General features: G+C 32.5%; 11 protein-coding genes. All 11 read left to right on the top strand.

The features are described 5' to 3' along the window. Positions 1-3 precede the first annotated feature (3 nt). The 11 genes from VG895_00720 (at position 4) to argS (ending at position 12,653) form a co-directional block, all read left to right on the top strand. Positions 4-1,701 carry a 2,3-bisphosphoglycerate-independent phosphoglycerate mutase gene (locus tag VG895_00720; GenBank protein HWA51563.1) on the top strand — a complete coding sequence of 566 codons (1,698 nt, stop codon included), beginning with the start codon at positions 4-6 and terminating at the stop codon, positions 1,699-1,701. A gap of 37 nt (positions 1,702-1,738) precedes the next feature. Beyond that, on the top strand, positions 1,739-2,227 hold the full coding sequence (locus VG895_00725) for a hypothetical protein (protein ID HWA51564.1): 489 nt from the start codon (positions 1,739-1,741) through the stop codon (positions 2,225-2,227). Beyond that, entirely contained in the window at positions 2,202-2,651 is a 450-nt protein-coding gene (locus VG895_00730; protein ID HWA51565.1) for a F0F1 ATP synthase subunit delta, read from the top strand. The genes VG895_00725 and VG895_00730 overlap by 26 nt, the downstream gene beginning before the upstream one ends. A 1-nt stretch (position 2,652) precedes the next feature. Beyond that, complete coding sequence (locus VG895_00735; GenBank protein HWA51566.1) at positions 2,653-4,098, top strand: F0F1 ATP synthase subunit alpha; 1,446 nt, start codon at positions 2,653-2,655, stop codon at positions 4,096-4,098. After that, positions 4,076-4,951, top strand: coding sequence for a F0F1 ATP synthase subunit gamma (locus VG895_00740; protein HWA51567.1), 876 nt, complete (start codon positions 4,076-4,078; stop codon positions 4,949-4,951). Before VG895_00735 ends, VG895_00740 begins: the two co-directional genes overlap by 23 nt. Beyond that, a complete protein-coding gene (gene atpD, locus VG895_00745; GenBank protein ID HWA51568.1) occupies positions 4,952-6,334 on the top strand; it encodes a F0F1 ATP synthase subunit beta in 1,383 nt (460 codons plus the stop codon). Further along, positions 6,334-6,576, top strand: a complete 243-nt coding sequence (locus VG895_00750; GenBank protein ID HWA51569.1) for a hypothetical protein — start codon at positions 6,334-6,336, stop codon at positions 6,574-6,576. The genes atpD and VG895_00750 overlap by 1 nt, the downstream gene beginning before the upstream one ends. A gap of 327 nt (positions 6,577-6,903) precedes the next feature. Beyond that, a complete protein-coding gene (locus VG895_00755) occupies positions 6,904-9,477 on the top strand; it encodes a class I tRNA ligase family protein (GenBank protein HWA51570.1) in 2,574 nt (857 codons plus the stop codon). 97 nt (positions 9,478-9,574) lie between these two features. Next, positions 9,575-10,066, top strand: a complete 492-nt coding sequence (locus tag VG895_00760; GenBank protein ID HWA51571.1) for a ComEA family DNA-binding protein — start codon at positions 9,575-9,577, stop codon at positions 10,064-10,066. A gap of 7 nt (positions 10,067-10,073) precedes the next feature. Further along, positions 10,074-10,931, top strand: coding sequence for a ComEC/Rec2 family competence protein (locus VG895_00765; protein ID HWA51572.1), 858 nt, complete (start codon positions 10,074-10,076; stop codon positions 10,929-10,931). Positions 10,932-10,949: 18 nt separating this feature from the next. Then, positions 10,950-12,653 (top strand): arginine--tRNA ligase, encoded by a 1,704-nt coding sequence (argS, locus tag VG895_00770; protein ID HWA51573.1) that lies wholly within the window; start codon positions 10,950-10,952, stop codon positions 12,651-12,653.

Genomic DNA, 12,653 nt, shown 5'->3' on the forward strand with positions numbered 1-12,653 from the left:
TAAATGTTTTTTAGTCTTTTTTCAAAACCAAAAGTAAAAGTAAATGCCGGAAAAACAAATCCGGTTGTTCTAGTCATACTTGACGGATGGGGAATAGCTCCGGCATCAGATGGAAATGCAATTACTCTTGCAAATCCAGATAACTATAACAATCTACTTGCAAACTACCCGCATTCAGAACTTTTAGCATCAGGAGAATCTGTTGGTTTACCGGCAAATGAAGTGGGAAATACTGAAGTAGGTCATTTAAATATCGGAGCTGGGCGTGTAATCTTACAAGATCTTCCAAAAATAAATAAAGCAATTCAGGATGGTTCTTTTTTTGAGAACAGAGCTTTTTATCATGCCGGATTCCACGCACAAAAAAATAATTCCAAAATTCATATCATGGGGCTTGTAAGTACAGGAAAAGTTCATTCATCTATAGATCATTTATATGCACTACTAGAATTTTTCCAAAAAACAAATAACACAAGACCTATTTATATTCACTTATTCACAGATGGTCGTGATGCACCTCCACAGGAGGGAATTAATGTCGTTACAAAACTCGAAGATTATCTTAATAAGACAAAATCTGCCCAAATCGCAACAATATCTGGAAGATATTATGCAATGGACCGCGATAAAAGGTGGGATCGTACTAAAAAAACTTATGAGGCAATGGTAAAAGCAATCGGTCCAACAGCAACTTCAGCAAGCGAAGCCTTAAAGGCTAGCTACGCTGCAGGTATTACTGATGAATTTATCGTACCAACAATTATTAACAAAAACGGTTTGGTTGAAAATAACGACGCTGCGGTCTTCTTTAATTTTAGAATTGATAGACCAAGACAGCTTACGATGTCTTTTGTTATAAAAGATTTTACAAAATCAAATTTAACATGGGAATTTGACCCTTACGCTGTTGATTACGAACATAAACACGAAGGAGATAAAGAAGTTGTTTTAGATAAAGAGCCATTTGCAAGAGGAGGGGTATTATCAAACCTTTATTTTGTAACAATGACACAATATCAAAAAAATATCCCAGTAAATGACATCGGCTTTCCGCCTGAAATAGTTTCTGATTGTTTGTCTGTTATTCTTTCAAAAAATAATATTGAACAAATGCATATGGCAGAAAGCGAAAAAGAGCGTTTTGTAACTTATTACTTTGACGGCCTTCGGGAAGAGAAGCAGGAAGGAGAAGACGTCGCAATTGTTCCTTCTCCCCATGTACCAACATATGACAAAAAGCCGGAAATGTCAGTTTATTCTTTAACCGAAGAATTTAAAAAAGTTTTAAACAAAGACATGTATAAATTTATTGTTATGAACATAGCAAATGCTGATATGGTTGGGCATACTGGAAATATACAAGCAACTATTAAAGCCATTAAAGCAGTCGATGCATGCCTTAAAGAAATCGCCGAAAGTGTTATGGTTTGTAATGGTACGTTATTGATTACAGCAGATCATGGAAATGCTGAACAAAAACTTAGATATGACTCAAGCAGTTTCTTTTTTACGTCAGACAAAGGGAAAATGAGCACAGATCACACCACAAATCCAGTGCCTTTCATCGCTGTAAGTAAAAATTTATTTAGATCTAATAAACAAATTCCAAAAGGAATCCTTGCTGATATATCTCCAACAATTTTAAAATTATTAGGTTTAGAAATTCCACCTGTCATGACAGGCAAAAATCTATTAAGCTGAAAATATGAGTATTTTGTCAATTATATTTATAGTTTTTATGTTAATAACTGCAGTCCTTTTAGGTTGTGTTTTGTATCTAGTTTTCCTATATAAAAAAACGCTTGATAAGTACACAAATCTTAAATTAAATATTGAAAAAAATGAAATAAAACGAAAAATAAACCTTGATACAAGCCGTATTACAAGTGAGAAATTAGACGATGCAATTCAAAAAGCAAGTTTAGAAGCAGTAGAACTTATAGAAAAGAATGCTAAAAATATTGCAAACTCAATAAAAAGGAAAACCGTCGAAGATCTAATAGAAGAAAAAAGGGGAGAAGATAAAGCTGTTTCTGCAGAATACGATATCGCAAAAGACGAAATTGAAAAATATAAAGCAAGTGAATTTCAAAGAATTAGAAAAACTGCAAACGATCTCTTAAAAAGCAAATTTACAGATATAGTTTCAAGCTCTATTGATGACAATAAACAAGACGAACTTATTTTAAAGGCTTTAGAAAATGCAAAACGATCAAATTTATTCTGAAATTATTAATTTTGTATCAACTCGTGATGACGTTTTAAATATTGAAAACGATTTAGATCTTCTCGAGAAGTCGATTTATGAAGAAAAAGAAAATTTTGATTTTGTTCTTAAAAATAAAATCAAAAAAACATTTGCAGATACAATTTCAAAATTAACAGAAGGTCAAAACAAAGAAGAAGTGATAAAAAAAATAAAAGAATTTCTTGAAAAAATTGAATTTTTAGAAATAACAATTCCAAAAGAACCGTCAGAAATTTTAATTGAAAAAATAACTAATTGGCTACAAAAAAATACAGATCATAAGATTGCTTTAGATATAAAAGTGGATCCCAAAATTATCGCTGGAGCAACCTTTTCCTATAAAGGAAAATTTTTTGATGGCTCCATAAATAAATTAATAAACGAAACTTTAAACTCTTTCTAATATGCCAAAATACCAAGATTATCTAAATGAAACAGGTGAAATCGGAGAAGTAAAAGAAGTGTTGCATTCAATAGTCTACGTAAGCGGCCTTCCTTCTTTAAAGCCAAACGAAGTTGTTGTTTTTGATAATGGAGAGACAGGCCAGACAATTTCTATCTCAAATGAACATTCGGAAGTTCTTGTTTTGTCCCATGTTCCAATTAAAGTTGGGCAAAAAGTTGCTCGCACAAATAAATCTTTATCAATTGATATTTCAAATGCAATTTTAGGAAAAACAGTGGATCCTCTCGGGCATTGTTTAGATAATCAAAACTGCCCTGCAGGAACAATAAGAGAAATCGATACAACACCTCCAAATTTACTTTCAAGAACTCCAATAAAAGAATCTCTTGAAACTGGAGTCTCGCTTGTTGATCTTGTTATCCCAATCGGTAAAGGCCAAAGAGAGTTAGTGATCGGAGATCGCAAAACTGGAAAAACTCAATTTTTTATTAAGACAATTGTCAATCAAACTCAGAAAGAAAATATTTGTATTTACGCTTCGGTCGGAAAAAGAATTGTTGAAATAAAAGAAATTTTAAACACGCTTAAGAAAAAAGGGGTGCTACAAAATACAATCATTGTTGCCTCAGCTTCTTCAGATGCTCCAGGGTTAATTTATTTGACTCCTTATACAGCTATGACCATTGCAGAACATTTCCGAGATCAGGGCAAAGATGTAGTCGTTATTCTTGATGATCTCACAACTCACGCAAAATATTATCGTCAGATCTCGCTTCTTGCAGGCCGTTTTCCAGGCCGCAATTCTTATCCAGGAGACATTTTTTATCTTCATTCAAAGTTATTAGAACGTGCTGGAAATTTTAAAACAGGTTCAATTACATGTTTTCCTGTAGCAGAATCAATCCTGGGAGATTTATCTGGATATATTCAAACTAATCTTATGTCTATCACAGACGGTCATATTTTCTTTGACTCAGAGTTGGCAAACTTAGGACGCCGCCCGCCAATTAATCCGTTTTTATCAGTTACCCGTGTAGGAGGACAGGCCCAAACTCCATTACTTCGCGATATTACCCGTGATTTAAGTTCATTTCTTGTTAGTCTTGAAAAATTAAGAGACTTCGTACATTTTGGAGCAGAATTATCAGAAGACGTTTTGCAAAAGCTTAAGTTGGGGGATAGGATTCTTGAATTTTTTAATCAGCCAGTTGATGTGATGCCTATAAATATAAGTATTTTATGTATTGCAATGCTTTGGACAGGTTCTTGGAGAAACCAGGCTCCTCTCCAAATGAAAGAAAAAATCAAAACTATGGTAAGCGATTATGAAAAAGACGCAAATTTCAAAAATAAGATCGATTCTTTAATCAAATCAACATCCGCTTATTCAGACTTCCTGAACAAGCTTAGAGAAGGAAATTATGGACAAGAAAAATACTACTAAACAAGTTACTGATCTTGAAATATTAGGTGTATTAGCAGATGCTTATGCACAAATCTCCTCAAGCCGCATGAAAGCTACAAGAGGTTCAGTTCTTTCTTCTAGAGAATTCTTGGAAGATATGCAGCAAATATTTAAAGAATTACAAGCATCATACACTGATGAATTTCAAAAATTATTAAAGAAAAAAGGTATCAAAAACGGTCAAAAACTAAAGTTAATAAGTCATAACGGTAAAACTGTAGCAGTATTTATTTCTGCAAATACAGGCTTTTATGGCGATTTAACTCGAAAAGTTTTTAATAAATTTATTCAGGAAGTTAGAGAAAGAGATTACGAAGCTACAATTGTGGGTACTCTTGGTTTAGAAATGTTTCGTCAATCTTTCCCGGATAAATCTTATTCATATTTTGATCTTCCTGATTTCGGATTTGATAGAGAAAAGATGGGAGATCTTGTTCGTCACTTGGTCGAATACGAAGAGATCCATATTTTTTATGGAAAGTTTAAAAGCATAATCAATCAAGATCCAGAAGAAGTAGTTATATCTGCAGAAACTCCAGTAAATAAAGACGAGAAGGGAAGGAAAATAAAATATTTATTCGAACCAAGTCTGGAAGAAATTTTAATGTTTTTCGAAAAAGAAATGTTCTCTTCAATTTTTGAACAGACAATTACAGAATCTCAGCTGGCCAAATTTGCCTCACGTATGCTTGCTATGGATCAGGCAGGAGAAAAGGTTAGAAAAAATCTTGAGATAGCAAAAACACAAAATTTGAAACTTGCTCATGCAAGAACAAATAAAAAACAATTAGAATATTTATCGACAGTGGTTTCTCAAAGGAGATTTATTTAAATGAAAAATTCTGGCAAAGTTGTAAGCATTAAAGGTCAAATAGTTGAGGTTCATTTTCAGGATGAACAGCCTCGTATTTATGACATCTTGGTATTTGAAGACAAAGATAAAAAAGTTTTATCCAAGATGGAAGTTTCTTCTTCAAGTGTTGATAGTACTTATTATTGTTTAGCTCTTGGTAAAACTACAGATCTCTACAGAGGAGCAATTGTACGTAACACTAATGAAGGAGTTGTGTTTCCTGTTAGTCAAAATATCTTGGGAAGAGTGGTCAACTTATTTGGAGAGCCTCTTGATGCATTAGGTGACGTTAAAAGTGATAAATTTATGCCAATCCATAAAGAAACTTCTTTGGATGTTAGTCAGTTAAAGTCTACCGAACTTTTAGAAACTGGAATAAAAATTATTGATTTATTTACACCATTAACTAAAGGAGGCAAGATGGGTTTGTTTGGAGGAGCTGGAGTTGGTAAAACAGTTTTGCTATCAGAAATATTACACAATGTTGTTCAACTTAAAGAAAAAGAATCAGCATCTGTATTTGCTGGAGTTGGGGAAAGATCGCGTGAGGCAATAGAATTACAAGAAGTCTTAACAAAAACTGGTGCAATTAAAGACTCAACTTTGATATTTGGGACAATGGGAGAAGATCCTGCAACAAGATTCTTATCAGCTTATTCTGCTGTAACTCTTGCCGAATACTATCGCGATTTCCTAAAGCGAAACGTCTTGTTTTTTATTGATAATGTTTTTCGTCTGGCCCAAGCTGGTAACGAACTTTCAGTTTTAACAAATACCATCCCTTCTGAAGATGGTTATCAATCAACCCTTGAATCAGAAATGGCCAACTTCCATGAAAGACTAATATCAAACGATAAAGGGACAATAACTTCAATTGAAGCTATTTATGTACCCGCAGACGATCTTCTTGATCATGGTGTCCAATCAATTTTTCCATATCTTGATTCAGACGTTGTTTTATCTAGAAATCTTTACAAGCAAGGCTTCCTTCCGGCGGTAGACATTGTCAGTTCTAATTCATCAGCGTTAAACCCTGAAATTGTAGGTGAAGAAGCTTACAATACCGCAATTGAAGCAAAATCTTTATTAAAAAGAGCAGAAAATCTAGAAAGAATCGTTTCATTGGTTGGAGAAGGTGAATTGTCAGAAGAAGATCAAACTATATTCAAAAGAGCTCATAAGATACGTAATTTCATGACCCAAAGCTTCTTTGCAACAGAAAGTCAGAAAAATCAGCCTGGTAAATTTGTAACGAGAGAAGCCTGTGTCAACGATGTACGCTCAATTTTATCTGGAAAATTTGATAATGTTCCTGAGGAGAAATTTCTTTATCTTGGTACCTTATCAGAAATTAAGCTCTAATGCTAAGTTTATTAGTTAAAAACAGAGATAAAATAGTCTTTCAGGGAGAAGTTGACAATATAACTTCCTACAATAAAAGTGGTATTTTTGATATCTTAGACGATCATTCTAATTTTATATCTATTATTGAAAAACAAATTATTTTTAGGCAAAGAGGTTATGAACAGCAGATAGTTGTTGACACAAATGCTCTTATTAAGGTCAGAGAGAATAGAGTTTGGATTTATTTAGGTATTAAATAAATTTCACAAAACCTGTAGTTTAATAAACGCAGTTAAAATCAAATCTAATTACAATATAAAACATAAAAATTAAATACTTTTAGTTTTATAGATAAAGAACAATATTCGTATTTTATTTGATATATATTTAATAATAATACGGAAAATAGCGGAGAATATATAATTAACGCTTGCAACAAGTAAATATTATAGGAAATATACAGTTTAGCTACAAAAGTTGGACATTTAATTAATTAGCAAACTAAATACAAGGCTGCTACTATATATACTGTAATAATTTATCTCAACAAATTGACACTTAAAGCTAATTCAAATACAATAAATCAAATGACAAGTAAGATTAAATACGATCATAAAAATATCGAAGCAAAATGGCAAAATAGATGGGAAGAAAGTAAAATTTATTCTCCGGACATTCAAAAAGCGCAAAATCCTTTTTACAATTTGTTTATGTTTCCTTACCCTTCAGCAGAAGGGCTTCACGCAGGTCATGCAATGAGCTCAACTGGAAGCGACATTTATGGAAGATTCCAAAGAATGAATGGAAAAAATGTATTGCAGCCAATGGGTTACGATTCATTTGGAATTCATTCAGAAAATTATGCGCTTAAAATAGGTGAGTCTCCGCAAGTAATGCTAAATAGATCAATTAAGCACTTTGAGGAACAATTTAAAAGTTTTGGCCATGGTTATGATTGGACGCATACTGTAACAACCTCAGATGTTAATTATTATCACTGGACCGAGTGGGTTTTTAAAGAATTATTTAAAGCAGGTTTGGCGTATAGAAAAAAAGCATTAGTAAATTTTTGTCCAAAAGATAAAACAGTTTTATCCGACGAGCAGGTTATGACGCCAAAGCAAGCAGGTAAAGATCCAATTGATGCAAAAGGTAATCCAGTTGCAAACACAGAGGGATTAATGGTTTGCGAACGCTGCGGCACAGTTGTTGAGAAAAAAGAATTAGAAGTTTGGTTTTTTAGGATTACCGATTATGCAGAAAGATTATTAGAAAACCTACCTAAAATAAACTGGTCAGAACGTGTTATCGTAGCTCAACGGGAATGGATCGGGAAAAAAGAAGGTATTGAAATAGATTTCAAAATAATAAATCATAATGAAAAAATAACAGTTTTTACAACAACTCCTATTAATTTTGGAGCTACATTCTTAGTCGTAGCCCCGGAATATGCACGGGATAATTTATTAGAGATTATTCCCGAAAGCAACAAAGAAGATGTAAAAAAGTATATCAAAAGATCTCTAAGTAAAACAAAACAACAAAGAGAAGCTGAAGGCAAGGATAAAACTGGCGTTTTTACTGGTTTGTATGTTGAAAATCATTTAACTAAAAAACAAATTCCTGTTTGGGTAACAGATTTTGTTCTGATGGACTTCGGGACTGGAGCTGTTCAAGGCTGTCCAGGTCACGATAAAAGAGATTTTGAGTTCGCCAAAAAATTTGGACTACCAATCACTCGGGTAGTTGAAGGTAAAAATGGAGAAGCAGGGGAAATTAAAGAAGTAGAACAACTTCATGCAGGAGAAGAAGCAGGAAAAATGATCAATTCAGACTTTTTAAACGGTATTGAATTTACCAAAGCAATGGAAAAAACTAAAAATTATTTTGAAGAAAAAGGTTGGGGTAAAAGAGTTTTTACTTATCATCTTCGTGATTGGGGAATTGGCCGACAGCGATATTGGGGATGCCCGTTACCAATGATTTTCTGTGAAGAATGTGCCAAAAAAGGCGATGGTTATTTAAAAACAAACAATAATCTTTTACATCAAAATCAATCAGATTGGGACTGGCAAGGGTGGTGGCCTGAAGAAAACTTACCAGTTAAACTTCCAGTAATAGAAGATTACAAACCTGAAGGAAACGGCCGTGGACCTTTGGCAAACCATCCAGAGTTTTATGAAGTAAAATGCCCGCATTGTGGAAGCAATGCTAAAAGAGAAACAGACGTAGCTGATACATTTTTAGATAGTTCATGGTATTTTTTACGATATCCTTCAACAAACTTTGATAAAGTTCCTTTTGATAAGGAAATTACTAAGAAATGGCTTCCTGTTAACCAATACTTTGGCGGAGCGGAGCATGCAGTGCTACATCTTATGTATGCAAGATTTGTGACAATGGTTCTTCATGATCTTGATTATTTAAATTTTGAAGAACCTTTTCCAAACTTCTTTGCGCACGGGTTGATGATTAAAGATGGTGCAAAGATGAGTAAATCTCGAGGGAACGTTGTCAATCCTGATGAATACATCAAAAAATTTGGTGCAGACACATTAAGAATGTATGTGGTATTTATTGGTCCAATGGACGGCTCACCAGACTTTAGAGATACAGGCATAGAGGGAATGCAAAAGTTTATTAGAAGAGTTTGGAATTTATATTTCGAAAACAAAAAACCAAAAGATGAAAAGAAATTACAGTCAAAATTACACCAAACCATTCAAAAGGTTACAAAAGATATAGAAATATTTCATTACAATACAGCGATTGCAACAATCATGGAATTTGTTAACTATTTATATGACAACGGAACTAGCAAAGAATCGTTAATTGCCTTATGTCAGCTTCTTGCTCCTTTTGCACCGCACGTTACAGAAGAATTATGGAATGAAGTATTGCAAGAAAAATATTCGGTTCATAATTCAAATTGGCCTAAATATAATTCAAAATATATTAAAGTAGATCAGTTAACAATAATTGTTCAAGTAAATGGTAAATTCAGATCCCAGGTTCAAGTTGAAACAAGCGAAGGAAAAGATAAGAAAAAAATAACAGCTCTTGCATTAAAAGACGAAAAAGTTGAAAAATGGATCAGTGGAAAAGACTACAAAGTCATTTTTGTCGCAGGCAAAATTATTAATTTTGTCGTCTCCATATAAACTTCAGATCATTTTCTTAAGCTTAGGCATAATCCTTGTTATTCTAGGTTTAATATTGAGAGGCAATAATCATTCTACAAGCAATCAGAGTCAAGAAGTGCTAGGAAATTCTACAGTTGAAAATAGTCCAGAAAGTAGCGCTTCATTAAAAATAGAAATTGATGTCTCAGGTGAGGTTGTAAACCCTGGAGTTTATGAGTTGGATTTTGGCAGTAGAGTAGAAGATGCATTACAAAAAGCCGGAGGAATTACTGACAATGCTGATAAAAACTGGGTTGATAAAAATATTAATAAGGCGGCAAAATTAACAGACGGCCAAAAGATCTATATACCTTCTCTTCAGCAATCAAACAATGACATTGCTAGCTCAAATGAACAAAATTCAAGTGTCGCACAATCAGAAAGTGGGCAAATAAATATTAACACTGCAAGTCTTGGAGAACTGGAAAGTTTAGAAGGAATAGGCCAAGTATACGGTCAAAAAATAATTGATAACAGACCGTACTCGGCTGTTGAAGAGTTGCTTTCCAAAAGTGTTTTAAAACAAAGCGAATATAACAAAATAAAAGACCGACTGATTGTTTATTAATTTTAAAATGAAATATTCCTTGTGGTTTTTGTTGATCTGTCTTCTTCTTTTTCGTCTCCTGACAACTAATTTGCAAAAGCCTGTTCAAGACATTAACGAAAATTTTATTAGTAAATCTTTAGAAAATTTTTTTGATACATCAATACCAGGGGATAAAGGAGAAATTTTGTCAAGTATTGTTTTGGGTACAAAAAATAATTTAACTTATTTTTTGGGAAACAAAATTAAAAATTTAGGAATAACTTTCTTAACAGAAACATCTGGAATAAAAATAACAATTCTTGCAGGATTCTTAATGACTATTTTTATAAATAAAATTAAAAGGCAAAAATCTGCAATATTAATAATTCTTATTATATGGATTTATATATTTATTACTGGCTCTCAGACATCATCGATTAAATCAGGTTTAATTACTACAATTGCATTCATCGGTTTAATTTTTGGGCGTGTGACAAATACTCTTAAAATTAGTTTAATTGTGTTTCTGTTAATGCTAATTATTTGGCCCTTTTTAATACTAGACTTGGGCTTCATTTTATCTTTTACAGCCACATTCTCAATCGTTTTGTTCAACTCAAAAATAAAAAATTCATTAAAATTTATTCCAGAAATCTTAAAGGAGGATCTATCAATAGCCCTTAGTACAAATCTGGGAATTTTTCCAATAATCTTTTTTCTTTTTGGCAATTTTAATTTCTTGGGAGCAATTCTATCTCTACTCCTGGTTTGGACAATTTCTCCAATTTTAATTTTAGGCCTGGCTGGAGGGTTAATAAGCTTCATTTCGCCTGTTTTAGGGAAATTAATTTTATTACCTGTGATACCTCTTTTAAGTTACTTTATTTCAATATTAGGCTTATAGTCATGATATAATTTATTAATGAACATTAAACAAGAAATCCAAAAATCACTAGAAAAAGCTTCTGGGATCAAGAACCCTCATGTAGAATTTTCATCAAAAACTGAATTTGGAGATTACACAACTAATATCGCTATTCAAAATAAATTAAACGCAAAAGAATTGATTTCTAAATTAAACGACGATAACGATTTAAAAAAAATTGTCTCAAAAATAGAAATTGCAGGCCCAGGATTTATAAATTTTCACTTGAACACTAAAGTACTTACTAACAATTTATCTCAAATTATTGAGCAAAAAGGTAAGTATGGAAATAGTGAAAAAAACAAAGGTAAAACTTGGCTTATTGAGCATACATCTCCAAATCCGAACAAAGCTATGCATTTAGGACATCTTAGAAACAATATTCTCGGTATGGCTATCGCTAATATTTGGCAGACAACTGGAGTAAGAGTAATTAGAGACGATATTGATAATAATAGAGGAATTGCAATTGCTAAGCTTATGTGGGGTTATCTTAAATTTGCAAATAAAAATAAAAAAGAAATTACTGATATAAACTATTGGTACGAGCATCAAGACGAATGGAGTGAGCCAAGTGATTCAAATATTCGCCCCGACAGGTTTGTTGATGAACTATACGCAAGAGCTTCAATTGATTTTGAGAATGAAGAAAATGAAAAGAAAATAAGACAAATCGTTATTAATTGGGAGAAAGACGACAAAATCACATGGGAACTTTGGAAAAAAGTTTTGGAATATTCATATCGAGGTCAACAATTAACTCTCAAAAGATTAGGAAATATTCATGACAAGGTTTGGCACGAGCATGAACATTATAAAAAAGGTAAAGAAATAGTCGAAGATGGTTTAAAAAAGGGAATTTTCAAAAATGGAAAAGGTGGAGCAATAGTTACAGACCTTAAAAAATATAACTTACCAGACACAGTCGTAATTAAATCAGATGGAACTGCTTTGTATATTACTCAAGATCTTGCCCTAACCAAACTTAAAATAGAAACCTTTCATCCAAATCATTTATTTTGGGTAATTGGTCCTGAGCAATCTCTTGCCTTAAAACAATTATTTGCAGTTTGTGAACAATTGGGAATTGGTAAACTTGATATGTTTACACATATTGCGTTTGGATTCATGAGTATTAAAGGCCAAGGAAAAATGAGCTCGAGAAAAGGAAATGTTGTTTATATTGACGATCTTATTGATGAAGCTAAAGAAAAAATAATAAAAATGCATTCTATAAATAATAATTTAGCAGAAGAAATTGCTCTCGGTGCAATAAAATACAGTATTTTAAAAGTTGGCAGAATGCAAGATATTGCATTCGATTTTAACGAATCTCTCAGCTTTGAAGGCAACTCTGGCCCATATATTCAATACACATATGCAAGAGCTCAAAGTATTTTAAATAAATCAAACAAGAAACCTAAACTTAGTGATGTAATTATGAATGAAGAAGAAAACCTAATTGAAAGATTATTATCAAGATTCCCAGAAATAATTGAATTAGCAGCCACTTCTTATTCCCCAAATATTTTATGTGAGTATTTATATAATGTTGCATCTTTATTTAATACATATTATAACAAAGTACAAATAATTGGATCAGAAAACGAAGAATTTAAGCTTGCATTAACTTTCTCAGTGGGACAAATTTTAAAAAATGGATTAAATTTGCTTGGAATTGAAGCACCAGGTAAAATGTAA

The sequence above is a fragment of the Patescibacteria group bacterium genome, from assembly GCA_035549555.1.
In the GTDB taxonomy this organism is placed as follows: Bacteria; Patescibacteriota; Microgenomatia; order UBA8517; family UBA8517; genus Co84-156.